Annotated in this window: 21 protein-coding genes; 8 read left to right on the forward strand and 13 right to left on the reverse strand. The window is 69.5% G+C overall.

What is annotated here, in order from left to right:
* The first annotated feature begins 60 nt into the window (after window positions 1-60).
* Window positions 61-630, forward strand: coding sequence for a dihydrofolate reductase family protein (locus ACLQ2O_RS19070; RefSeq protein ID WP_425833116.1), 570 nt, complete (start codon window positions 61-63; stop codon window positions 628-630).
* Here the strand turns inward: ACLQ2O_RS19070 and ACLQ2O_RS19075 are convergent.
* The gene (locus ACLQ2O_RS19075; RefSeq protein ID WP_425833118.1) at window positions 615-1,505 is read right to left on the reverse strand and encodes an EamA family transporter; all 891 of its coding nucleotides are present in this window, start codon (window positions 1,503-1,505) and stop codon (window positions 615-617) included. The genes ACLQ2O_RS19070 and ACLQ2O_RS19075 overlap by 16 nt on opposite strands.
* A gap of 68 nt (window positions 1,506-1,573) precedes the next feature.
* Here ACLQ2O_RS19075 and ACLQ2O_RS19080 point away from each other — a divergent pair, with 68 nt between their 5' ends.
* Complete coding sequence (locus ACLQ2O_RS19080; RefSeq protein WP_425833120.1) at window positions 1,574-2,431, forward strand: LysR family transcriptional regulator; 858 nt, start codon at window positions 1,574-1,576, stop codon at window positions 2,429-2,431.
* Here ACLQ2O_RS19080 and ACLQ2O_RS19085 read toward each other — a convergent pair.
* The 6 genes from ACLQ2O_RS19085 to ACLQ2O_RS19110 form a co-directional block, all read right to left on the reverse strand.
* Window positions 2,424-2,948, reverse strand: coding sequence for a type 1 glutamine amidotransferase domain-containing protein (locus ACLQ2O_RS19085; RefSeq protein WP_425833122.1), 525 nt, complete (start codon window positions 2,946-2,948; stop codon window positions 2,424-2,426). The two genes, ACLQ2O_RS19080 and ACLQ2O_RS19085, sit on opposite strands and share 8 nt — an antisense overlap.
* Window positions 2,949-3,131: 183 nt before the next feature.
* Window positions 3,132-3,662 (reverse strand): gamma carbonic anhydrase family protein, encoded by a 531-nt coding sequence (locus tag ACLQ2O_RS19090; protein WP_425833124.1) that lies wholly within the window; start codon window positions 3,660-3,662, stop codon window positions 3,132-3,134.
* Between the two features lie 10 nt (window positions 3,663-3,672).
* The gene (locus ACLQ2O_RS19095; protein ID WP_425833126.1) at window positions 3,673-4,896 is read right to left on the reverse strand and encodes an MFS transporter; all 1,224 of its coding nucleotides are present in this window, start codon (window positions 4,894-4,896) and stop codon (window positions 3,673-3,675) included.
* Window positions 4,893-6,242 carry a GH1 family beta-glucosidase gene (locus ACLQ2O_RS19100; RefSeq protein WP_425833128.1) on the reverse strand — a complete coding sequence of 450 codons (1,350 nt, stop codon included), beginning with the start codon at window positions 6,240-6,242 and terminating at the stop codon, window positions 4,893-4,895. The genes ACLQ2O_RS19095 and ACLQ2O_RS19100 overlap by 4 nt, the downstream gene beginning before the upstream one ends.
* Window positions 6,232-6,858, reverse strand: coding sequence for a YbjQ family protein (locus ACLQ2O_RS19105; protein WP_425833130.1), 627 nt, complete (start codon window positions 6,856-6,858; stop codon window positions 6,232-6,234). Before ACLQ2O_RS19105 ends, ACLQ2O_RS19100 begins: the two co-directional genes overlap by 11 nt.
* Before the next feature lie 27 nt (window positions 6,859-6,885).
* The gene (locus tag ACLQ2O_RS19110) at window positions 6,886-10,074 is read right to left on the reverse strand and encodes a penicillin acylase family protein (RefSeq protein WP_425833132.1); all 3,189 of its coding nucleotides are present in this window, start codon (window positions 10,072-10,074) and stop codon (window positions 6,886-6,888) included.
* Window positions 10,075-10,221: 147 nt separating this feature from the next.
* On the opposite strand from ACLQ2O_RS19110, the gene ACLQ2O_RS19115 reads away from it, so the two are divergent.
* A complete protein-coding gene (locus tag ACLQ2O_RS19115) occupies window positions 10,222-10,812 on the forward strand; it encodes a TetR/AcrR family transcriptional regulator (RefSeq protein ID WP_425833134.1) in 591 nt (196 codons plus the stop codon).
* A 209-nt stretch (window positions 10,813-11,021) separates the two neighbouring features.
* A complete protein-coding gene (locus ACLQ2O_RS19120) occupies window positions 11,022-12,113 on the forward strand; it encodes an aminotransferase class V-fold PLP-dependent enzyme (protein WP_425833136.1) in 1,092 nt (363 codons plus the stop codon).
* Between the two features lie 69 nt (window positions 12,114-12,182).
* Here ACLQ2O_RS19120 and ACLQ2O_RS19125 read toward each other — a convergent pair whose 3' ends face one another.
* Window positions 12,183-14,303: a DEAD/DEAH box helicase gene (locus ACLQ2O_RS19125; protein ID WP_425833138.1), complete on the reverse strand. Its 2,121-nt coding sequence runs from the start codon at window positions 14,301-14,303 to the stop codon at window positions 12,183-12,185.
* A 465-nt stretch (window positions 14,304-14,768) separates the two neighbouring features.
* Between ACLQ2O_RS19125 and soxR the strand changes: the two genes are divergently transcribed.
* The gene (soxR, locus tag ACLQ2O_RS19130; RefSeq protein ID WP_425833140.1) at window positions 14,769-15,242 is read left to right on the forward strand and encodes a redox-sensitive transcriptional activator SoxR; all 474 of its coding nucleotides are present in this window, start codon (window positions 14,769-14,771) and stop codon (window positions 15,240-15,242) included.
* 200 nt (window positions 15,243-15,442) lie between these two features.
* Window positions 15,443-16,084 (forward strand): snapalysin, encoded by a 642-nt coding sequence (gene snpA / locus ACLQ2O_RS19135; protein ID WP_425833142.1) that lies wholly within the window; start codon window positions 15,443-15,445, stop codon window positions 16,082-16,084.
* A gap of 153 nt (window positions 16,085-16,237) precedes the next feature.
* Here snpA and infA read toward each other — a convergent pair whose 3' ends face one another.
* The 3 genes from infA to ACLQ2O_RS19150 form a co-directional block, all read right to left on the reverse strand.
* Complete coding sequence (infA, locus tag ACLQ2O_RS19140; RefSeq protein WP_425833144.1) at window positions 16,238-16,462, reverse strand: translation initiation factor IF-1; 225 nt, start codon at window positions 16,460-16,462, stop codon at window positions 16,238-16,240.
* Window positions 16,459-17,247: a GNAT family N-acetyltransferase gene (locus ACLQ2O_RS19145; protein ID WP_425833146.1), complete on the reverse strand. Its 789-nt coding sequence runs from the start codon at window positions 17,245-17,247 to the stop codon at window positions 16,459-16,461. Before ACLQ2O_RS19145 ends, infA begins: the two co-directional genes overlap by 4 nt.
* A 203-nt stretch (window positions 17,248-17,450) precedes the next feature.
* The gene (locus ACLQ2O_RS19150; RefSeq protein ID WP_425833148.1) at window positions 17,451-18,473 is read right to left on the reverse strand and encodes a LacI family DNA-binding transcriptional regulator; all 1,023 of its coding nucleotides are present in this window, start codon (window positions 18,471-18,473) and stop codon (window positions 17,451-17,453) included.
* A gap of 225 nt (window positions 18,474-18,698) precedes the next feature.
* Here ACLQ2O_RS19150 and ACLQ2O_RS19155 point away from each other — a divergent pair, with 225 nt between their 5' ends.
* A complete protein-coding gene (locus ACLQ2O_RS19155) occupies window positions 18,699-19,778 on the forward strand; it encodes an ABC transporter ATP-binding protein (RefSeq protein WP_425833150.1) in 1,080 nt (359 codons plus the stop codon).
* 71 nt (window positions 19,779-19,849) lie between these two features.
* Here the strand turns inward: ACLQ2O_RS19155 and ACLQ2O_RS19160 are convergent, their stop codons facing one another.
* Together ACLQ2O_RS19160 and ACLQ2O_RS19165 are read right to left on the reverse strand one after the other, a co-directional pair.
* Window positions 19,850-20,839, reverse strand: a complete 990-nt coding sequence (locus tag ACLQ2O_RS19160) for an ABC transporter permease subunit (RefSeq protein WP_425833152.1) — start codon at window positions 20,837-20,839, stop codon at window positions 19,850-19,852.
* Entirely contained in the window at window positions 20,836-21,789 is a 954-nt protein-coding gene (locus tag ACLQ2O_RS19165) for an ABC transporter ATP-binding protein (RefSeq protein ID WP_425833154.1), read from the reverse strand. Before ACLQ2O_RS19165 ends, ACLQ2O_RS19160 begins: the two co-directional genes overlap by 4 nt.
* 217 nt (window positions 21,790-22,006) lie before the next feature.
* Between ACLQ2O_RS19165 and ACLQ2O_RS19170 the strand changes: the two genes are divergently transcribed.
* Window positions 22,007-22,324, forward strand: a complete 318-nt coding sequence (locus tag ACLQ2O_RS19170; RefSeq protein ID WP_425833156.1) for a metal-sensitive transcriptional regulator — start codon at window positions 22,007-22,009, stop codon at window positions 22,322-22,324.

The raw sequence follows: 22,324 nt of genomic DNA on the forward strand, positions 1-22,324 counted from the left end.
ACAGCGGATCAGGCAGTACGACGTACTGGCTGGTCCGCTGTTCGCGTGTGAGCATGGGGGATGCCGATGATCAGTGTGGTGAACTTCCAGTCGCTCGACGGGGTCGTGCAGTCGGTGCTGTCACCGGACGAGGACACCGAAGGTGGATTCGCGCACGGCGGGTGGGTGTCGGCGGGGATGGACGACGTGGTCGCCGAGTTCATGCAGGGCGCGACGTTGGCGGCGGGTGGGTTGCTGCTGGGGCGCAAGACGTACGAGACCTTCGCGGCGACGTGGGCGCCTGCGGATCAGAGCGAGCCTGCGGTTGCGGCGATGAACCGGATCCCGAAGTACGTCGCCTCACGGACGCTGACGACCGGTTCGTGGAACAACACCGTCGTGCTCGGGCCTGACTTGGTGTCGGCGGTCCGGGAGATCCCGGAGGAGCTGGTGGTCTTCGGTAGTGCGGATCTACTGCGGACGCTGCTGGCGCACGGGCTGGTGAACGAGCTGCACTTGCTGACGTTCCCGCTGGTGCTGGGGTCGGGCAAGAAGATGTTCGGCGACCTGCCGACGCCGTTGCCGCTGCAACTGGAGGCGTCGCGGACAACGCCCTCCGGTGTGACCATCTCGAGCTACTCGGTGGGGTGAGCTCGGTTCGGGGTGAGGGCGCTGGTGGCGTTCGCGGTGATGACTGCGGTGATGGCTGCCCATTCCAGGATGCCCAGGCGTTGGTCGAGGAGTAGCCAGCCGGCCAGGGCGGCCAGGAGTGGGTTGACGCTCATGAACAGGCCGAAGAACGAGGTGGGGACGAGGCGGAGGGTCAGCAGGTCCAGGAGGTAGGGGACGGCTGAGGCGAGCAGGCCGGCGGCTGCGGCGTACGCGAGGTACTTGGGGGCGGGGGTGTGGTGGATGAGGATCCAGGCCCCGACCGGGAGGTAGGCGACGGCGGAGACCGCTGCCGCGGCGGCGGCGCCCTGGGCTGAGGGGAGGCGGGCGGCGAGGGTGCGGTTGAGGAGGATGTACGCCGCCCAGCAGCAGGCCGCGATCAGGCCGAAGAGGATGCCTAGGTAGTCGGTCGTTGGTTGGGGGCGCATGAGGACGAAGACAGCGGCGCCGGCGACGAGGGCGCAGGCCAGGTCGACTCTTCGGCGTGAGGTGGCCAGGGCGACTGCCAGGGGGCCCAGGAATTCGAGGGTGACGGCCAGGCCTAGGCCGATGCGGTCGACGGCGGTGTAGAGGGTGAGGTTCATGGTCGCGTAGATGGCGGCGAGGGCGAGGATCGGGAGCCACTGGCGGCGGGTGAAGCTGCGGAGGGGTGGGCGGACGACGGCGAGCATGACGGCGGCGGCTACTGCTTGGCGGATGGCGACCACGCCGGCGGGGCCTAGGGCGGGGAAGCCGAGGGCTGCTGTCGCGGCGCCGACCTGGTTGGAGACACCGCTGGTGAGCATGAGAAGGATGCCCCGGGTCTGCCCTGCTGGTACTCGGGGAACAACAGGTGGGATGTCCGTGGCGGCGGTCATCTTCGCAGGATGCGCTCGTCCGGCGAATGCGCAAAATGCAACTACCAATAGATCTATACGCTGGGCGTATGGAAGTGGAGTTGCGGCAGTTGCGGGTGTTGGTGGCGATCGTGGACAGCGGGAGTTTTACCGATGCCGCGATTGCGTTGGGGGTTTCGCAGGCTGCGATTTCCCGGGGGCTGGCGGGGTTGGAGCGGGCGCTCGGCGTCCGGGTGTTGTACCGGAGCAGCCGGAGCATCGCGTTGACGGCGACCGGGGCTCAGCTGGTGACGCGGGCCCGGCACCTGCTGGACGAGCTGGACGATCTCGTGCGGGAGGCCAGGTCGGGGCATGCTCGGTTGCGGCTCGGGCATGCCTGGTCGGCGCTCGGGCGGCACACGACCGGGTTCCAGCGGCGGTGGGCTCAGACGCACCCGGAGGTCGAGCTGGTGCTGGTGCGGACGAACACCCCGACGGGTGGGCTGGCCGAGGGGGCTTGCGACCTGGCCGTCGTACGGACTGCTGTGGATGAGAAGGCGTACGCGAGCACGGTCGTCGGCGTGGAGCGGCGGCAGCTGGTGCTGGCGGCCGACGATCCGTGGGCCCGGCGGCGGTCGGTGCGGCTGGACGAGGTGCGGAGCCGGACGGTGCTCGTCGACCGGCGGACCGGTACGACGAGCCTCGAGCTCTGGCCGGCCGGTACGCCGCCGCGGATCGAGCGCACCGCGGACGTCGACGACTGGCTCGCGCTGATCTCGGCCGGCGACTACGTCGGGGTGACGCCGGAGAGCACGGCGACGCAGTACGGGCGGGCCGGGGTGGTCTTCCTTCCGCTGAAGGACGCGCCGCCCGTGCCCGTCCGCGTGATCTGGCCCCGGCAGGACCCGCATCCGTCGACGCAGGCCGCCGTCGCGCTGATCAGCGAGGCCTACCAGCAGGCTATTTGAGGGCCTCGAGCAACGTCTTGTTGAAGGCCGGCAGGTCGTCGGGGTTGCGGCTGGTGATCAGGTTGCCGTCGACGACGACCTCCTCGTCGACCCAGTCGGCGCCCGCGTTGCGCAGGTCGGTCTGCACGCTCGGCCAGGAGGTGAGGCGCCGGCCGCGCACGGCGTCGGCCTCGACCAGGGTCCACGGCGCGTGACAGATCGCGGCGACCGGTTTGCCGGAGGTGATGAAGTCCTTGACGAACGCGACCGCGGTCGCGTCGGTGCGCAGGGCGTCCGGGTTCGCGACGCCGCCGGGCAGCACGAGCGCGTCGAAATCATCGACCGCGACGTCCCCGACCGCCCGGTCGACCGGCCGCTTCTCGGCGGCCGTCAGGTGGTCGAAGGTCTGCACCTCGCCGGTCTCCGGGCTGAGCAGGACCGGTTCATGGCCGGCCGCCTTCACCGCGTCCCACGGCTCGGTCAGCTCAACCCGCTCGATCCCTTCGGCAGCCACCAAGAACGCGACCTTCTTGCTCATCAGCCCACTCCTTCGCTGGTACGACGATCAGCCGCCCGGTACCCCACCTGGGCCGGGCAAACCCGTGGAGGGCGGAAAGACAGGAGCGGAGCCGGGCCGAGAGGCGGGGCGGGGCCGGGGCGGGCGGGGCCGGGCCGCCGGGGCGAGGGCCGGGCCGGGCCGCCGGGGCGAGGGCTCGGCCGGCTACTCCTCCTCCACCAGCTTGACCGTTTCCGCGTGGCGGCGGGCGAGGTCGTGGTAGACGGCGGCGTTGTGGTCGACGAAGAGCTTGGCGGTGCCCTCGAGCGGGATGATCTTCTTCGCGGGACTGCCGAGGGCGACCGACTCGCCGGGGATCTGGCTGCCGGGGGTGACGGTGGCGCCGGCGGCGATCAGCGTGCGAGCGCCGACGACGGCGCCGTCGAGCACGATCGCGCCGTTGCCGATCAGGGCGGACTCGCCGATCGTGCAGTCGTGCACCAGGCACTGGTGACCGATCGTCACGTTGCGGCCGACCTCGCAGGTGTTGCCGCCGCCGACGTGCAGCACCGAGTTGTCCTGGATGTTCGTGCCCTCGCGGATGATGATCCGGCCGAGGTCCGCGCGGATCACCACGCCGTACCAGACCGAGACGCCCGCCTCGACGACCACGTCGCCGACCAGCGTCGCGGTCGGGGCGATCCAGGCGTCGGGGTGCACCTGCGGGGACTTGCCTTCGAAGGAGAAGAGCGGCATGGGCGTCAGACTAAGCGACAGCCTTGATCTGGCGAACCAGTACGGCGCCCAGCAGCGTCACCGCGGCGGCCAGGCCGTACAGCACCGGATACCCACCGGCGTACTTGACGATCGGAGCCGCCAGAGCGGGAGCGAGGACCTGCGGCAACGAGTTGGCGATGTTGATCACCCCGAGGTCCTTGGCGCGGTCGCGGGCGCTCGGCAGGACCTCGGTGAGCAGCGCGAAGTCGACCGACAGGTACACCCCGAACCCGGTCCCGAGGATGACCGCCCCGACGATCGCGCCCGTCCAGGTCGGCCAGACAGCCAGTACGCCGGCAGCCGCCGCCATCACGACGCCGGAGCCGGTGACGAAGACCTTGCGGCGGCCGACGCGGTCCGACCAGGCGCCGGAGCTGACCGCGGTGAGGATCACGCAGAGGCTGTAGATCGCGGTCAGGACGAGCACGCCGACGTCCGGGTCGTCGTACCCGACGGCGTCCTGCAGGTAGAAGAACAGGTACAGCGTGCCGAGCCCGTTGCCCAGGTTGAGCAGGAAGCGGGTCAGCCAGGCCCAGCCGAAGTCGGGGTAGCGCCGTGGGCTGATCCAGAAGCCCTTCCAGAACGCGCGCCAGACCAGCGGCGTCCGCTCGACCATCGGGCGGTCGCCGCTGCGCAGCACGTACGGCACGACCGAGATGATCAGGAACGCCGCGCACGCGAGGTAGCCACCGCCGACCCCTCCGACGACGGTGGCGAGTCCGACCCCGACGAGCGCGCCGAGCGTCTGGGCGAGCGCGACCCAGCCGCCGACGACGCCGCGCTGCTTCTTCGGGACGAGGTCCGGTACGGCGGCGGTGATCGCCGCGAGCAGCGCGTTGCCGAACAGTTGCACCAGGCACCATCCGACGAGCATCCACAGCACGGCGCTCGATCCACTGAGCACCAGCAGCCCGACCGCTCCCCCGATGCCGCCCGCCAGTACCCACGGCGTACGACGCCCGAACCGCGAGGTGGTCCGGTCGGACACCGCCCCGAACACGGGGTTGGCGACCACCGACACGGCCGCACCAACGCCGGTGACCAGCCCGAGCACGAACTCTTTGTTGCCAGGCGCAACAGCTTCGGACTGCTTCGCCAGGAGCACTTGGATGGGACCGAGCCACGCCGCGAAGACACCGACGTTGGCGAGGACGACGGCGGTGGTCCACCCACGCCGAACCGGTACCACAGGTTCGGCCAGGGCAGTGCTCATCCTCGGCTCTTGGCGATCAGGTCGCGGTACCAGGCGTACGACGCCTTCGGGGTGCGTTCCAGTGTCTCGAAGTCGACGTGGACGAGCCCGAAGCGCTGGGAGTACCCGGCGGCCCACTCGAAGTTGTCGAGCAGGGACCACTGGAAGTAGCCGCGGACGTCGAGGCCGTCGTCGATCGCGGCCTTCAGGGCACGGACGTAGCCGTCGAGGTAGGTGATCCGGTCCTGGTCGTCGAGGCCGTCGTACGAGCAGCCGTTCTCGGTGATGTAGATCGGCGGCAGCCGGTCGCCGTAACGCGTGCGGAAGATCTGCAGGATCTCGCCGAACGCCTCGGGGACGACGGGCCAGCCGAAGTCGGTCTCGGGGTAGCCGGTGAGTTTGCGCGGCTCGAAGGGCAGGCCCGGCGGCAGCGGCATGCCGTCGGTCGCGCCGACGTCCGCGGCACCGGACGGCGCACCGACGAGTGTCGGCGCGTAGTGGTTGAGCCCGAAGAAGTCGAGCGGTGTCGAGATCACCTCGAGATCGGAAGCCACCGGCCCGGGCATCGCCTCGGCGAAGCCCTCGGGATAGCGCCCCAGCAAGATCGGATCCGCGAAGAGCCAGTTGATCAACGTGTCGTAGAGCCCGGCCGCCTCGACATCCTCCGGCGCCTCACTCGCCGGCCACACCGGCGCATGGTTGCTCGCGAGACCGATCGACCGAGCCCCGCCCGCCCGCAGAGCCTGTACGGCGCGCCCGTGCGCCAGCAGCTGATGATGCGCGACCGGCAATGCCTCGAACCCGAGCTGAAGCCCCGGCGCGTGCGCGCCCACGGCGTACCCCATCATCGTCAGTACGACGGGCTCGTTGATCGTCATCCACAGCGGGATCCGATCCGCGAACCGTGAGGCCAGCAAGGCGGCGTAATCGGCAAACCGATCAGTGATGTCCCGCTGCGTCCATCCGCCAAGATCCTCGAGCGGCTGCGGGGTGTCCCAGTGGAACAGCGTCGGCGCCGGCTGGATGCCCGCGGCCAGCAGCTCGTCGACCAGCCGGTCGTAGAACCCGATGCCCTCGGCATTCACCGCGCCGCGGCCGTCGGGCTGGACGCGCGACCAGGAGAACGAGAACCGGTAGGTGTCGACCCCCAGCTCCCGCATCAGCGCGACGTCCTCGGCGTACCGGTGGTAGTGGTCGCAGGCAACGACCCCGGTCTCCCCACCGAGCACCCGTCCCGGCTCGGCGCAGAACGTGTCCCAGGCCGACGGGCCGCGACCACCCTCGGTCGCGGCCCCCTCGATCTGGTACGCCGAGGTCGAGACTCCCCACCGGAAGTCCGGCCCGAAGTCCGGCAGGTCAGCTGTCATTCGCATCGTCCTCGTCGTCGGGCTGGGGCGAGGTGTCCTGCGGTCGCGGCGGCTCGACCTTGCGCACGATCACCGCGGTGCCGTACGCGGCGACCTCGCTCATCGTCTGGGCGATCTCGTTGCAGTCGAACCGCATCGCGAGGATCGCGTTGGCGCCCATCTGCTGGGCCATCTGACACATCCGCATCACCGCGACGTGCCGCGACTCGGCCAGCATCTGGGTGTACTCCGGCACCTCGCCGCCACCCAGCGACCGGAAGCTCGCGGTGAAGTTCGAGCCGAAGTCGCGACTGCGCACGGTCAGCCCGAAGACCTCGCCGAACACCTTCTCCGCGGTGTACCCCGGCAGGTCGTTCATCGTCGACACCAGCACCGGGTACGGCGAACCGGCCGGCGCGACGTGCGGCACGTTCGACTGCTTGGTCGGCTGGTACTGCCCCGGCGCCTGCCCGTAGCCGGGCGGCGGACCCTGCTGGTACCCCGGCGGCGGGCCTTGGTACCCGGGCGGCGGGGGCTGGTACCCCGGCGGGGGTCCCTGCTGGTACCCCTGCTGCGGCTGGTTCTGGGGCGGGTACGGCGGCTGGTTCGGGTTCTGGGGAGGGAAGTTCTGGTTCATGCCCACATCCTCCCAGGCACGGTCGACTCATTGCCGGTAGACCTGCGCCTCGTACAACGAGTACCCGTACGACGTCGCCCGCTGCGTCCCGGTCACCCGCACGTACCGCGCCTGGGCCGCCGGGAACCGGACCACGTCGACCCCGCCGTCACCGTTGCTGGTGGCAAAGACCTGGGTCCAGTTCACGGTGTCCCGCGACACCTCGACCTTGTACGCCTTCGCGTACGCCGACTCCCAGTGCAGCACCACCCGGCGTACCGGCTGCTCGCTGCCGAGGTCGATCTTGAGCCACTGCGGGTCCGACCAGTTGCTCGCCCACCGCGTTCCGGCGTTGCCGTCCACGGCCTTCGACGGCGGCGAGTTGAACAGCCCGGTCTCGTGGCTGCTCGCGGTCGCCGTCCTGCCGAGCGCCTGGTTGCTCACGTCGTCCCCGCGCCGGGCCGGGAACTCGACCACCTGCTGGTACGTCGGCCGGTTGACCCACGCCATCCGGTCCTGCGTGATGCCGCCCATCGGCTGGTGCACGATCTGGTCGGCGCAGAACTGGTCCCCCGCCGCGCAGTCCGCGGTCGCCGGGTACGTCGTTGCCGCCGGCACCTGCGTCGCGGCCTTGAGCGAGTCGGCCAGGACCGTCCGGCACTCGCTCAGCGAGCCGCCACCGCAGTACGTGACCGGCTGCGGTGTCGCGACCGGGTCGCCGAGCACCTTGCGCAGGTCGCGCTGGACGAAACCCCACCAGCCGTTCTGGAACGCCGATCCCTGCGCGTTCGGCCGCTCGTCGATCTTCTGGGTGTGCACCAACGCGTCGTACAGGTCAGGCCCGAGCTTGGTCCGGAACTGGGCCGGGACGAGCAGCGGCCACCAGGCGTCGAGGATGCGGATCGCTTCCGTGTGGTCGTAGGTCTTGGACGCCTCGCTCGGTGTCTTGCGATGACTGCCGGCGGCCTGCCAGGCGGTCAGCTTCGCGATCGCGTCGGCGACGGCCGGGTCGGTGACCGGCGCGCTCTTCAGGACGCGCAGCAGGTACGGCAGCACCTGGTCGCCGCGCAGGTCGACGGTCGCCGCGTCCTCCATCGCCTCGACGAGCTTGCCGCGGGTGAACTTCTGGCCGCCGTCGATGACCGCCTTGATCCGGTCGTCGAGCGGCTGGCTGCGGTAGACGGAGTTGTAGCCGAAGTTCCCGTCGGCCGCGGAGAAGCCGGGTGCCTGCTTGTTGTTCCAGCTGGTCAGGTAGTCCTGGTTGACCACCTGTGGGTGCTGGTCCGGCGGTGTGTACGACGCGCGGTTGGTGTCCGGGTTCCAGCCCTGCCACTCGTAGCTGCTCCAGGTCGGCAGGTTCGGGTCGGCCCCGGCCGGGCGGACGGGGTTGTCGCCGGAGTTGAAGTACGCGATGTCGGTCTTGTCGGTGTAGAACCAGTTGAACGTGTAGCCGATGTTCGTCGCGGCGGTCTGGAAGTCCTGCGCGTTGTGGATCCGGTCAGGATCGTTGAACAGCATGAAGCCGAGCGCGGAGCCGGCCTCGTTGCCGTACGTCGAACGGTTCTTGGTGAACAGCACCGGCTTGCCCGCGACCGTGCCGCGGTGACTGACGATGCCGTACTTCGTCCGTTGCGCGACCAGCGTGTACGAGCCGGCCGGCTCCGACGACCCGAGGCTCGAGTACCAGGCGTTGTGGCGCTCGAGCTTCTCGATCGGCGTGCAGGTGTCGCGGAAGAGGTAGTGGGTGGAGGCCTTGGTCGGCGTACTGCCGTCGGGCTCGCACAGCGGTACGGCGTACGTGTCGGTGATGTCCTGGCCGGCGCTCGTGGCGCTCCAGGAGTAGTCGGCGCCGCGGCCGATCAGCGTGTAGAAGTTGAGCCCGGCGAAGGCGACGCCGCGGGAGCTGACGCCCGGGCCCTGGAGCTCCTGGCGGAGCAGGAGTTGCGGGGCGAAGTACGACGTCTGCGGGCCGTAGACCGCGATCGGGTTGCCGCTCTCGGTGTGGGCGCCGGAGACCATCAGGGCGTTGGACATGCCCTTCGGACCGAAGCCTTCGGGGAAGACTCCGCTGTCGAAGATGCCCTTGAGGGATTCCTTGCCTTGGGCCTTGTTCGGCGGCTTGAGGCTGTCGCTGCTCTTCGGCTGCTGCTTCTTTGCTGTCGCGGATCCGGTCTGGTCGACGACGAGGGGCTCCTCGGTGACCGAGCCGCGGTCGGGCATCGCGCGGCCGGCCGGGTCGGCGCCGGTCGTGCCGTACGGGAAGGTGGCGCCGTTGTGCACCGTGGTGCTCGCCTCGGGGTCGTTCTGGGAGCGGAACGACTCCCAGACCTTGGTGCCCTCGGCGACGCCGTACTTGGCCTGGGCCTCGAGCAGGGCGAGCGCGGAGGCCATCTCGCCGCCGCCTCCGGTGCCGAAGATGCCGGCGACGACGGCGGCGGTCGCGACGACGTCGGTGACCTTCCAGCGCGGCGTCGGCCAGGCGAGACCGAGGGCGACGTACTCGCCGGGGTAGGCGATGCCGACGGTGTCGATGTACTTGTTCACGCCGTCGACCCAGGCCTGGATGTCCTGCTGCATCTTCACGCCGTCCGCGCCGTAGCGTTCGTCGGCGTCGTCGTACTGCCGCTGCAGGTCGGCCTCGTTGTACGGCGCGGTGCTCCAGAACTCCTGCTCGAACTGCCGGTTGCCCTCGGCGCCGCCCGCGAACGGGGTGAGCTGACCGCGGCCGAGGTGCCGGAAGACGTCCATCACGAACAGCCGGTCCTGCGCACCGGCGAACCCGGCGCCGAACATCGTGCCCGACCGCGTCGTCCCGGTGATGTGCGGGATGCCGCGGGACTTGTCGCGCACGATCGTTACGTCGGCCCGCGGCTTGACCGTGCTCGCGACGTCACCCGGCTTGACGTCGAACGAGGCGTCGTCGAAGTACGGCGAGAGCCCGTCGTCGGTCATCCCCTGGGAGTTCCACACCAGCTTCTCGTACGGTTTCACGGTGTCGCTGAAGTGCGGCGGCCGGACGCCGAACCCCTTGAACAGCAGCAGATCCGTGAACGTCGCGTTCCCGTTCTGCCCGGGCGGCACGATGTCAGAACACTGCCCCACGCAGTAGTCGGTGGGGGCGGCGGCTTGGGCTTCAGCCTGAGCCCGAGGTGGTAGTCCGGCGACGGTGAGAGCGGAGACACTGAGTACGGCGATGACGGCGCGCAGGGTGAAGCGGTGTGCTGGGCGGGACGGCACGGGTCCTCCCTCAAAGACTCGGGGCGAGCGATGACGGCAGGGGAACTGTCTGAAAACTGACGATGACTCACTAGTAGCATCAGGTCAAGAGTCTTGGACGCTTGACCTGGTCCGTCTAATGTGAAAGTTCCGGTCGAGAGGAGTCCGATGCCGCGCGTGCCCGCCGACGTTCGCCGGACCGAGCTGGTCCAGGCGGCGATCCAGGTCGCCACCCGCGAGGGGCTCGCCGCGACCACCACCCGGCGGATCGCCCAGGAGCTCGGGATCTCGGTCGGTGTCGTGCACTACTGCTTCCGCTCCAAGGAGGAGCTGCTGCACGAGGTGATCCGCGTGATCGCCGACGCCCAGGTCCAGGCCGCGCGGACCGCGATCGTCCCCGGCGCCGACCTCGCGGTCAGCGTGCGGAACGCCTTCGTCGGGTTCTGGACGCTGGTCGAGCAGACCCCCGACGCCCAGCTGCTGACCTACGAGTTGACGAGCTGGGCGTTGCGCAACGCCGACACCGAGCCGCTGGCCCGCGAGCAGCGCGAGTCACAACTCGCCGGCATCGAGCAGCTTCTCGGAGAAATTTCCGGCGCCTGCGGCGTCAGCTGGTCCGTCCCACCCGGCCAGCTGGCCCGGATGACGCTGGCGATCACCGACGGCGTCACGCTCGGCTGGCTCGTCGACCGCGACACCGACGCCGCCGTACAGGTGCTGGAGACGTTCGTGAACCACCTGCTGGAGCTGGCCTCCTGACGTTCGTTGCCACCAGCAACGACAACCGGAGGCGCGCCGGACAGCACCCACGGATCCGGACCCGCGCGCGCCGTACGGCCCGCACCCCGGCACCGTCAAGCGAAGGGCCGGCTTTTCACTTTTGTCTCAGGTAGTTCACGCCATCGGCAACGACGAGTACCGATTGGGTCTCGCCTTACACGGTGCGTGACCACTAATGTGATCAAATCATGAGCATCCATGAGCGGCACCGGCTGAGTGTGGTGGTCAACGCGCGCGGGACGTTCACGCCGCTCGGGGTGTCGAGGAGCTCGGCAGCGGTCGCCGGCGCGGTCGCGGAGGCGCTGCCCGAGTTCTTCGTGATGGACGAGCTCGGCGACCGGGCCAGCGACGCGATCGCGCACGCGACCGGCGCCCAGGCCGGGACGGTGGTGCACTGCACCTCGGCGGCGATCACGCTCGCCGTCGCCGCCTGCATGGCCGGCGCCGACCCGCGCCGGATCGCCGCGCTGCCGGACGCCGGCGACATGCACAACCGTGTCGTCCTGCCGGGCGTCCACGTCGTCGACTACGGCCAGTCCAACCTGCAGGCGATCCGGCTGGCCGGCGCGCAGGTGGAGCTGGCGGGCGACGAAAAGCGTTGTGGGCTTGACGATCTGGGCGAGGCGCTGGACGGACCGGACGTCACCTGCCTGATGCTCGTCTCGTCCCGGCTGACCTCCGGCGAGCCGCTCGACCTGACCGCGGCGGTCCGCGCGGCGCACCGTCGCGGCGTACCGGCGATCATCGACGGCGCCGGGCAGTTCCCTCGGACGGCGGACCTGCTGGCGACCGGGGCGGACCTGGTGCTGATCAGCGGGCAGAAGTACCTGGGCTCGCCGACCGCCGGGTTGGTTGCCGGGTCGCAGCGTCTGGTGCAGGCGGTGCGGGCCCAGGGCAAGGGGATCGGCCGTGGGATGAAGCCGTCGAAGGAGGCCGTGGTCGGCGTACTGGCTGCTCTGGAGGAGTGGCAGGCGATGGACCGGGCCAAGTGGGCGGCGGACGAGGCCACGAAGGTGACGACGTTCGTCGCGGCAGCCGGTGAGATCCCGGGCGTGGTCGCGGAGGTCGTGCCCGACCCGACGTCGCTGCCGCTGTCGCGCGCGCTGCTCAAGGTGGAGGACGCGCCCGCGCTGGTGCGTGAACTGGAGGCCGGGTCGCCGCCGATCTACGTGATGGCCGAGCGCGCCGACTTCGGTGAGTTGATGCTCGAACTGGTGCCGCTCGACGAGGCCGAGATCGCGACCATCGTCGCGCGGCTGTGGGCTCTGCTGGACAAGTGACAGGGCTGGACAAGTGAAAGGCCCGGTTCCCCCTGTGTGAACAGGGGAAACCGGGCCTTCGCGCTCAGGTCAGCGCTGGTAGGTCTTGCCGCTGCGCTCCGGACGACGACGGCTGTCGCCGCCCCGTCCCTCGAAGCTGCGACCGCTCGGACGGTTGCTGCCGTACCGCTTGCCGCCGCCGCCCTTGTTGCCGAAGCGCTTCGGCTTCGGCTCGGGCAGCTTGACCGGGAAGCCCGACGGCCTGGTGCCACCGGTCAGGCCGGTCACCAGCTCGTCACCCGGACGCGCGCGCACCGGCTCGGTGTCGACACCGGCCGACTCGGCCATCCGGATCATGCCGCGGCGCTGGTGCGGCAGGAGCAGCGTGACGACGGCGCCCTTGCCACCGGCGCGCGCCGTACGGCCGGCGCGGTGCAGGTAGTCCTTGTGCTCGGCCGGCGGGTCCGCCTGGACGACCAGGCCGACGTCGTCGACGTGGATACCGCGCGCGGCGACATCCGTTGCCACCAGCACCGGGACCGAACCGTCCTTGAACTGCTCCAGGGTGCGGTTGCGCGCGCCCTGGGTCAGGCCACCGTGCAGCGCCGCGGCCATCACGCCACGGTCGCGCAGCTGGGTGGCGACACGGTCGGCGCCCAGCTTGGTGCGGACGAAGACGATGGTGCGGCCGTCGCGGCTGGCCAGCTCGGCCGTCAGCGACTGCTTGTGACCCGGCTCGATGATGAGCAGGTGGTGCTCCATCGTGGTGACGCTGGCCTGGCCGGACTCGGTCGAGTGCGTGACCGGGTCCTTCAGGTAGGTCTTCACGATGGTGTCGACGTCGTTGTCCAGCGTCGCCGAGAACAGCAGCCGCTGGCCTTCCTTCGGCGTCATGTCGAGCAGCGTGGTGACCGCCGGCATGAAGCCCATGTCGCACATGTGGTCGGCCTCGTCGAGGACTGCGACCTCGACCGCGCCCAGGTCCGCCGCGCCCTGCTCGCACAGGTCGATCAGCCGGCCGGGGGTGGCGATCAGCAGGTCGACACCACGCCGGAGCGCGTCGATCTGCTTGGGGTAGGGCAGGCCGCCCGCGATCAGCTTGACCGAGACACCCATCACGTGGGCCAGCGGCTCGAGCGCGTCGTGCACCTGCATCGCGAGCTCACGGGTCGGCACCAGGATCATGCCGCGCGGACGGCGCGACTCGGTGTGGCCACCGGCCAGGCGCATCAGCGTCGGAAGCCCGAAGCCGAGGGTCTTGCCGGACCCGGTCTGACCGCGACCGAGCACGTCCTTGCCGGCCAGCGCGTCCGGGATGGTCGCGGCCTGGATCGGGAACGGCGTGGTGATGCCGTCGCGCGCCATCCGCTGGATCAGCCGCGGCGCCAGGCCGAGGGCGGCGAACTCGTTGCCGTCCTCAACCGTGCCGAGGTCGACCACCGGCTGCTCGACGACCTTGCGCTCGACGCGCTCGGTCTTCTCGTACGCCGGACGCTCGGTCCGCTGCGGGCGGTCCGAACGGTCATAGGCCGGCCGCTCGCTCCGCTGGTACGACGGGCGCTCGCCACCGCGGTCGTTGCGGTCGTCCCGGTTGAACTGCGGCCGGTCGGTCCGCTGCTGGTACGACGGACGGTCACCACCGCGGTCGTTGCGGTCATCCCGGTTGAACTGCGGCCGGTCGGTCCGCTGCTGGTACGACGGACGGTCACCACCGCGGTCGTTGCGGTCGTCCCGGTTGAACTGCGGCCGGTCGGTGCGCTCGGGGCGGTCGGTGCGCGACTCCGCCGCGCGGTAACCCTTCACCGGGCGGTCGTCGGTGCCGCGGTAGTTGCTGCTGCCGCTGGTCCGGTTGTCCGAACCGCGGTAGTTGCTGCTGCTCCCGGTGCGGTTGTCGGTGCCGCCGGTCCGGTCGCCGCGGTAGTTGCTGGAGCCGCCGCCCCGCGTGCCGCGGTCGCCGTACCGGCGGTCGCCGCCGGCGTCACGCGCTCCACGGTCGGAGTACTGGCTGGGTCCGCCCCGGCGCTCGAGCCGGGTGTCGTCACGAACCTCGCCACGGTTCGCCTGGGACGCGGTGTTCTGGGCGATCTCGCCCGCGGCCATCCGCTCGCCGTACGACTGGGTCTGGAACTTCTTGTGGCGCGGCTTCTTCACCCGATCACCGGCGTCGGCGCCGTCGTTCGGGACAAACTGGTCCTGGTGGTGCTGGGACACGCAATCTCTCTCTCAACGTCACGGCCCGATGCCGGATCGCCCACACACAAGCGCCGGCCACGAACCGTGGCCGGAATTTGGTGCTGGCAGGAGATTAGGCATCGACCTGCGGGTGCTATCGCGTTGCACCCATGTCGCCGGGGAATCATCAGCGGGTTGCCGAAACCGACGGGTCGGAGCGCCTGGGAAATGCTCTGGTGACGCGACGCGCGCACCGACGAGAAGAAGTATACCCCGACTCCGGCGCGGGCCTGACCACGGATAGCGACCACCCCCAACGCCACCCCTCCCTGCCCCCACGCCGGCACCATTCCGGGACCGTGAACACGCACGCGGGACCGTGAACAGGTCATAGCTTGTTCACGGTCCCGCGTGCGTGTTCACGGTCCCCTCTCGCGCCCGGCGGTTCGCCGTACAAGCCTCAAGGGGGCTTCAGGTCTTGCGTGGGTCTCCTAGGGTGAAGGCATGTCCCAGGAGAACGTTCCCAGCAAGGACCACTGGCTCTCGATCGGGGAGATCGCGGGCCGCTCGGGGGTTGCCGCGTCGGCCCTGCGGTTCTACGAGGACCAGGGCCTGATCAGCTCGCGACGCACCTCGGGCAAGCAGCGCCAGTACCAGCGCAGCACGCTGCGGCGGATCGCGTTCGTGCAGGCGGCGCAACGGGTCGGCCTGGCGTTGTCGGAGATCAAGCAGGCCCTGGACTCGCTCCCCGACGACCGCACCCCGACCCGTGCGGACTGGAGCCGGCTGTCCAAGACGTGGCGCAGCCGTCTCGACGAGCGGATCGACGAGCTGGAGCGCCTTCGCGACGACCTCGACGGGTGCATCGGCTGCGGCTGCCTGAGCCTGCAGCGCTGCAACCTGTACAACAAGTCCGACCGCCTCGCCGAACGCGGGCCGGGGGCCCGCATCCTCAACGTCGGCATTCCGGGCGATTAGCAACTACTTCGTACGGAATCCGTACCCGGCATAGGCGCGCGGTTATGACTGTCATACGACCTGTGTCGACGAACGAGGGTTAACCCCCAACTTTTTCCCGATCTGGTGTGGATTGCGTTCCGGCTTGGCAACATCCCGGTCTGTAGCGATCAGTGATCCGCTGGTCGCTTTCCGCCACAGATCCGGAGTGAGGCCCTCCCATGTCGCATCGCCGTATCCTGAGTTCGCTGGCCGGTCTGGCCGCCGCGGCCCTGGCAGTCCCCGCCTTCGCCGCCGCCCCCGCGCAATCGGCCCCCGCGCCGGCCACCAGCTCGCCGACCTCGATCGCCGCGTACACCGGTACGCCGCAGGACGCCGCCGCCACCAAGGCGTTCTACGAGGCCGTGATGAAGTCGGCCAAGGCCAAGCAGGCCAAGGCCGGCAACAAGCTCGCCGCCGTCACCGTCACGTACGCCGTCGACGCGCCGACCTTCGCGTCCCAGATCGCCGGCAGCACGTCGATCTGGAACTCCTCGGTCAGCAACGTCACCCTCGTCGAGGGCAGCAACTACGACTTCTACTACACCGAGGGCAACGACCCGCGTGGCTCGTACGCCTCGACCGACGGCCACGGCAGCGGCTACATCTTCCTGGACTACGCCCAGGCCCAGCAGTACGACCCGCTGCGCATCACCGCCCACGAGACCGGCCACGTGCTCGGCCTGCCCGACCACTACTCCGGCCCGTGCAGCGAGCTGATGTCCGGCGGCGGCCCCGGCCCGTCCTGCACCAACCCCAACCCCGACGCGACCGAGCGCGCGAGCGTCAACTCGCTGTGGGCCAACGGCTTCGCCAAGCGCTGACCCCCTGACCTCCGGCTCGGAACCGCCCGGCAGGGGACGGTTCCGAGCCGGAGTACTTCCCAGGACAGGGAAGCGCTCGTCGACCAGCCGATCCGAGGTCCGGATCCCCGCACCGAGTGCGGACGTGCCGCCCGCCCCACGGCGCGTCCGCACTCAGTTGCGGTAGCGGAAGGTGATCCGTCCCCTGGTCAGGTCGTACGGACTGAGCTCCACCAGCACGCGATCCTCGGGCAGGATCTTGATGTAGTTCTTCCGGATCTTCCCGCTGATGTGCGCGAGCACCTCGTGCCCGTTGGTCAGCTCGACCCGGAAGTTGGCGTTCCGCAGGCACTCGACGACCACGCCCTCGAGCTCGATCGCCCCGGCTTTCCTGGTCATCGCGATCCCCCGGCGTGCCGGGCGAGCTCCAGGTTGCTGCCCGTACGGCGTGCGCCCAGCCCTTCGAACAGGGCCACCGCGGCCGCGTTGCTCTCGTTGACCTCGGCCGAGGTCGCTTCGACCCCCGCGTGGTGCAGCCCGGCGAGCACGTGGGTCAGCAGGGCGCGGGCGATCCCGCGCCGCTGCTCACCGGCCAGGACCGCGACCAGCCCTATCCGTGGACGGCGGGTCATGGTCGCCAGCCGCACGAGGCCGACGTACTGGTCACGCCGTACGGCCACTGCGTACTTGGAAGGGTCCATCGGCCGCGTCCCGCCCTGCCAGGGCAGCACTTCCGCCGGCATCGTCTGCCAACCGGCACCGGCCTCGACCTCGGCCCGGATCGCCCGGTCCAGCTCGCGCAGCGGATCCTCGGCAGCCTCACCGATCGTCACGCCAGGCGGCGCCGGGGTTGCTCGCAGAGCAGTCGGTACGACGTACTCGAGCTCACGCCGCCAACTCGCGAACCCGGCGCGTTCCCAACCGGCCGTCAGCTCTTGATCGGTCTCGTCGACGACGGTGTAGAGCGGCTCCGGCCGATCAGCGGCGATCGCGCTCGCGAGCAGGTCGAAGACCGCGCCGCGCCAGGTGTCGATGCTGACGAACGTCCGCCCGTCGAGCCGCCGCGCAGCATGCCCACGGCCGACGACCAGGTCGTTCTCCACCGCGTGCCACTGGTTGTCCGCGACCCGGGAAATCGTCACCGCGTGGGCACCGAGGCCCGGAACAAAAGGCAAAGAGTTCATAGGTGTTTCCTTTCGGGAGTGCCGAACATCTCGAGGCGCTCCCGGCCGACACCTACGTCAATCGCCCGCCCGTGACCACGGAACAGGGAGCACCCATCGCACTGCGTTCATGGGTTCTCACCTCCAAGCGTGACGTCACGGCCGACCGCACCGTACCAACCCGCCCCCCACCCCAACCAACCATTTACCAGCCGGCCTCTTGTCTACCCGCGGACTGGGCCGGTGCTGTTGCGGACTACCAGTTCTGGGCGGAAGAGGAACTCGGTGCGTGGGGTGGTGTGGCCTCGGACTTCGTCGAGGAGGGACTGGACCGCCGCCAGGGCCATGGCCTGGACCGGTTGGCGGACCGTGGTCATGGGGGGATCGGTGAACTCCATCATGGGGGCGTCGTCGTAGCCGACCACCGAGAGGTCGGCGGGGACCGACAGGCCTCGTTGGCGGGCGGCTCGGATGACGCCTAGCGCCATCATGTCGGAGCCGCAGATGACGGCGGTGCAGCCGGTGTCGAGGAGGCGTTGGGCTGCTGCTTGGCCGCCTTCCACGCCGAAGACGCTGAGCTCGACGAGACCGTTGATGTCGTCGTCGGACAGGCCCAGCTGGGCTTTCAGTGCCGTGCGGAAGCCGGCGAGCTTGCGCTGTACGACGATGAAGCGTTCGGGGCCCGAGGTGAAGCCGATGCGGCGGTGGCCCAGGGCAACCAGGTGCGAGACCGCCAGTTCCGTTGCGGCGTACTCGTCGGAGGAGATGAAAGGCGCTCCGACCCCGGGCAGCCAGCCGTTGACGAAGACGACGGGGAGGTTGCGGTCGACCAGGGCCTGGTACCGGGCGTGGTCCGCGCCGGTGTCGGCGTGCAGGCCGGAGAGGAACATGATTCCCGAGACACCGCGTTCGAGGAGCATCTCGACGTACTCGTCCTCGGTGGCACCGGACGGTGACTGGGTGCACAGGACCGGCGTGAAGCCGCGCTGCGACAGCGCCGACTCGATCACCTGCGCGAACGCCGGGAAGATCGGGTTGATCAGCTCCGGCATCACCAGCCCGATCAGACCCGCCGACCGGCGGCGCAGCCGGGTCGGGCGTTCGAAGCCCAGGACGTCGAGCGCGGTCAGCACCGACTGCCTGGTCTCCTCGGCCACGCCGGGTTTCCCGTTGAGGACCCGGGACACCGTCGCCTCACTGACCCCCGCCTTGGCCGCGATGTCCGCCAGCCTCGCTCTGCTGCTCACGACCGGCCACCCTACCCAGCCGGGCTGCACCTTGCAGCAAGAACCTGCAAGTTCTTGCAGACTCCCACTGCGCAGATCTGTCCAGAAAGTGAACAGTGTGCACACCTCTTCCGGCGTAAACCTTGTCAGGAGCAGCGCGGCAGGCCAGGATGGGCGCACCCCCGCCCGGGGGCCTTTACTACGGATCGTCCGGCACGTTCCTGCCGGTGAAGGGATCGAACAGTCATGGCTACTGTGTCTTTCAAGGCGGCGACCCGGGTCTACCCCGGTTCTGACAAGCCCGCTGTCGACAAGCTCAACCTCGAGATCGAGGACGGCGAGTTCATGGTCCTCGTCGGCCCGTCCGGTTGTGGTAAGTCCACCTCGCTGCGGATGCTCGCCGGCCTCGAAGAGGTCAACGAGGGCTCCATCTACATCGGCGACCGCGACGTCACGCACCGTCCGCCGAAAGAGCGCGACATCGCGATGGTGTTCCAGAACTACGCGCTCTACCCGCACATGTCGGTCGCCGACAACATGGGCTTCGCGCTGAAGATGCAGGGTGTCTCCAAGGAGGACCGTGCCAAGCGCGTGATGGAGGCCGCCAAGCTGCTCGGCCTCGAGGAGTACCTGGACCGCAAGCCGAAGGCCCTGTCCGGTGGTCAGCGTCAGCGTGTCGCCATGGGTCGCGCCATCGTGCGTAACCCGCAGGTCTTCCTGATGGACGAGCCGCTGTCGAACCTCGACGCCAAGCTGCGGGTGCAGACCCGTACGCAGATCGCCGAGCTGCAGCAGCGTCTCGGTGTCACGACCGTCTACGTGACCCACGACCAGGTCGAGGCCATGACGATGGGCGACCGGGTGGCGGTGCTGAAGGACGGTCTGCTCCAGCAGGTCGACACCCCGCTGAACCTGTACGACAACCCGAAGAACCTGTTCGTGGCCGGCTTCATCGGCTCCCCCGCGATGAACCTGCTGACCGGCGACCTGGTCGACGGCGGCGTCAAGCTGGGCGACTACACCGTCCCGGTCGAGCGCGACATCCTGGCCAAGGCCGGCAACGACAAGACGGTCTCGATCGGCGTCCGCCCGGAGGCCTTCAAGGTCTCCGACAACGGCCTGCCGGTAAAGGTCGCCGTGATCGAGGAGCTCGGCGCTGACGCGTTCCTCTACGGCACCGCCGAGCACGACGGCAACCACCAGCAGATCGTGGCCAAGATCGGCGCCCGGATGAACGTCGAGAAGGGCTCGCTGATCCACCTGGAGGCGCAGACCGACAAGCTGCACCTGTTCTCGACCTCGACCGAGGAGCGCCTGACGGCCTGACCGTCAGCCAGTACGACGAACGCCGGCCCCGGGTGCGAACCCGGGGCCGGCGTTTTCGTCGTCCCCGCCGATCAGGTGACGTCGCGCCGGTTGAAGACCAGCGCGCCGAGCGCGATCAGCACGACCGCGCCAATGCCCAGGTACCAGGCGCCGTGCTCGAAGCTGAGCGCCTTCTCGACCGATTCGCAGCTGTACGAACCGTCGCCGAGCGTCTGGCACTTCTGCACGTAGTACGTCGTACCGTGCAGCACCCAGGCGTCGAAGTTCAGCCGGGCCAGCCACGGCTGCGCCGACACGAGCACGCTGCCGAAGATGCCTTCCACCAGGACGGCGTACCCCATGATCACGCCGATCGCCGCCGCCGTGTGCCGTAGCAGCAGCGCCAGTACGCCGCCGAGCGCGCCGGCCACGCCCGCGAGCACCACGGTCCGGCCCGACGTCTCCAGCAGGTTGCCCCAGACCGTGCCGGTCGTGCCGGTGGTGACTCCCAGCTGGGCGACGATCAGGTACGTCCCGGCGATCAGCAGCGCCAGCGAGACCACCGCGACCGGCACCATGCCGACCGCGACCGCGATCAGCTTGCTCCCGTAGACCCGCATCCGTCGCGGCTCGAAGGTCAGCCAGTTGCCGATCGAGCCGCTGCTGAACTCCGCGCCGACGAAGCTCGCGCCGATCAGGAACGCGGCGAACGCCAGCAGGTACGACGACCCCTGCAGCAGCCCTGGCATCACGTCCACGAAGGACGGTGTCGGTTTGCCCCACTCCGAGAGCTTCGGCTCCTGGTAGGTGCACATCTCCTCGACCGAAGGCTTCGGGTCCGGCATGGCCGCGTAGTTGTCGCGGCACTCCTGGTCGTACTTCTCGTGGTTCTTCACCCAGTCCGCGTGCGCCGACTCGAACTGGACCTTGTTCTGCTGCTGCTCGGCCTCCGACAGCGGGCGCGAGTTCCACCAGGTGGCGGCCAGCATCAGCACCGTGACACCGAGCACCGCGACCACGCCGAGCATCACCAGCCGGCGCGCGACCAGTCGCCGCAGCTCGACTCCCGTCAGGCGGATCACTGTTTGCCTCCCACGGTCGTGTCGTCCGCGGCCAGGCCCTCGTCGGCCGTCAGCTCCAGGAACACCGACTCCAGGTCGGCCCGGACCGGGACCAGCTCGGCGACGTACAGCTCGCTGTGGGCCAGCCGCCTGGTGATGTCGGCCGGTTCCTCGGCGCCGTCCACGAACAGGTACTTGCCCTCGGCCCGCACCGTCAGCCCGGCTGCCGTCAGTACGGCGGTCGCCGCGTCCTGGTTGCCGATCGCAACCTTCACCGTCGACTTGCCGGTGCCGCCGATCACCTCGGCCACCGAGCCCGAGGCGAGCAACCGGCCGTGGCCGATGATCGAGACCGTGTCGGCGACCTGCTCGACCTCGGCCAGGATGTGGCTGCTGACCAGGACCGTGCGGCCCTGCTCGCCGAGCGAGCGCATCGTCTCCCGGATCTCGCGGATGCCGGCCGGGTCGAGCCCGTTGGTCGGCTCGTCGAAGATCAGCAGGTCGGGCTGCTTGAGCAGCGTCGCGGCGATCGCCAGCCGCTGCTTCATGCCGAGCGAGTAGGTCTTGAACCGGTCCTTGCCGCGGTCGCCGAGCGAGGTCTCGTCGAGCACCTCACCGACCCGGGCGCGCGGTGCGCCAATCGCGTCGGCGAGCAGCTCCAGGTTCTTGCGGCCGCTGAAGGCCGGGAAGAACTTCGGTGACTCGACGATCGCACCGACCCGCGAGACCACCTCGGGCAGGTGCTCGGGCACCGGCCGGCCGAACAGCGCCATCGCGCCGGCGTCGGCGCGGATCAGCCCGAGCAGCATCCGGATCGACGTGGTCTTGCCCGATCCGTTCGGGCCGAGGAAGCCGTGCACGCCGCCGACCGGTACGTCCAGGTCGAGCCCCTGGACCGCGACCACCCGCTTGCCCCGCCGGGTCCGGTACGTCTTGCGCAGGCCGCGCGTACTGATCGCGAGCTCGGTCATGCCACCTCTTCTTCTGCTGCTCACAGTCCGCAGTGGACCGCGTTCTCAACGCCATGAGACGCACAGCGTGCCAGTTTGGTTGGTTCACCCGCCTGGAGCCTGTGAGCCGGATTACCCCCTTGGGGTATCTTCCAGGGGTTGCGTCTGATACCCCAAGGGGGTAACTTCAAGGCATCGACATACCCCCTAGGGGTAGCAGTGAGGGAAGAGGACCACGATGACCGACCAGCCGACCGAGACCACCCCCGAGCACGTGCACGGCTACACCAGCGAGAAGTCCAGCCACCTCAAGCGGCTGCGCCGGATCGAGGGCCAGGTCCGTGGCCTGCAGCGGATGGTCGAGGAGGACAAGTACTGCATCGACATCCTGACCCAGGTCTCGGCGGCGACGAAGGCGCTCCAGTCGTTCTCGCTGGAGCTGCTCGACGAGCACCTCTCGCACTGCGTGGTCGAGGCCGCCCAGCGCGGCGGCGCCGAGGCCGAGGAGAAGGTCCGCGAGGCCTCCGACGCGATCGCGCGTCTCGTGCGTAGCTGA

It is taken from the genome of Kribbella sp. DT2 (assembly GCF_049844575.1).
In the GTDB taxonomy this organism is placed as follows: Bacteria; Actinomycetota; Actinomycetes; order Propionibacteriales; family Kribbellaceae; genus Kribbella.

Bases quoted from the DNA above. Each gene is read 5' to 3' on its own strand.
- ACLQ2O_RS19165 (WP_425833154.1), bottom strand. From the start codon at position 21,789: ATGACCGAGCTCGCGATCAGTACGCGCGGCCTGCGCAAGACGTACCGG.
- snpA (WP_425833142.1), top strand. From the start codon at position 15,443: ATGTCGCATCGCCGTATCCTGAGTTCGCTGGCCGGTCTGGCCGCCGCG.
- ACLQ2O_RS19115 (WP_425833134.1), top strand. From the start codon at position 10,222: ATGCCGCGCGTGCCCGCCGACGTTCGCCGGACCGAGCTGGTCCAGGCG.
- ACLQ2O_RS19145 (WP_425833146.1), bottom strand. From the start codon at position 17,247: ATGAACTCTTTGCCTTTTGTTCCGGGCCTCGGTGCCCACGCGGTGACG.
- ACLQ2O_RS19085 (WP_425833122.1), bottom strand. From the start codon at position 2,948: ATGAGCAAGAAGGTCGCGTTCTTGGTGGCTGCCGAAGGGATCGAGCGG.
- infA (WP_425833144.1), bottom strand. From the start codon at position 16,462: ATGACCAGGAAAGCCGGGGCGATCGAGCTCGAGGGCGTGGTCGTCGAG.
- ACLQ2O_RS19100 (WP_425833128.1), bottom strand. From the start codon at position 6,242: ATGACAGCTGACCTGCCGGACTTCGGGCCGGACTTCCGGTGGGGAGTC.
- ACLQ2O_RS19120 (WP_425833136.1), top strand. From the start codon at position 11,022: ATGAGCATCCATGAGCGGCACCGGCTGAGTGTGGTGGTCAACGCGCGC.
- ACLQ2O_RS19170 (WP_425833156.1), top strand. From the start codon at position 22,007: ATGACCGACCAGCCGACCGAGACCACCCCCGAGCACGTGCACGGCTAC.
- ACLQ2O_RS19080 (WP_425833120.1), top strand. From the start codon at position 1,574: ATGGAAGTGGAGTTGCGGCAGTTGCGGGTGTTGGTGGCGATCGTGGAC.
- soxR (WP_425833140.1), top strand. From the start codon at position 14,769: ATGTCCCAGGAGAACGTTCCCAGCAAGGACCACTGGCTCTCGATCGGG.
- ACLQ2O_RS19155 (WP_425833150.1), top strand. From the start codon at position 18,699: ATGGCTACTGTGTCTTTCAAGGCGGCGACCCGGGTCTACCCCGGTTCT.
- ACLQ2O_RS19095 (WP_425833126.1), bottom strand. From the start codon at position 4,896: ATGAGCACTGCCCTGGCCGAACCTGTGGTACCGGTTCGGCGTGGGTGG.
- ACLQ2O_RS19075 (WP_425833118.1), bottom strand. From the start codon at position 1,505: ATGACCGCCGCCACGGACATCCCACCTGTTGTTCCCCGAGTACCAGCA.
- ACLQ2O_RS19070 (WP_425833116.1), top strand. From the start codon at position 61: ATGCCGATGATCAGTGTGGTGAACTTCCAGTCGCTCGACGGGGTCGTG.
- ACLQ2O_RS19105 (WP_425833130.1), bottom strand. From the start codon at position 6,858: ATGAACCAGAACTTCCCTCCCCAGAACCCGAACCAGCCGCCGTACCCG.
- ACLQ2O_RS19090 (WP_425833124.1), bottom strand. From the start codon at position 3,662: ATGCCGCTCTTCTCCTTCGAAGGCAAGTCCCCGCAGGTGCACCCCGAC.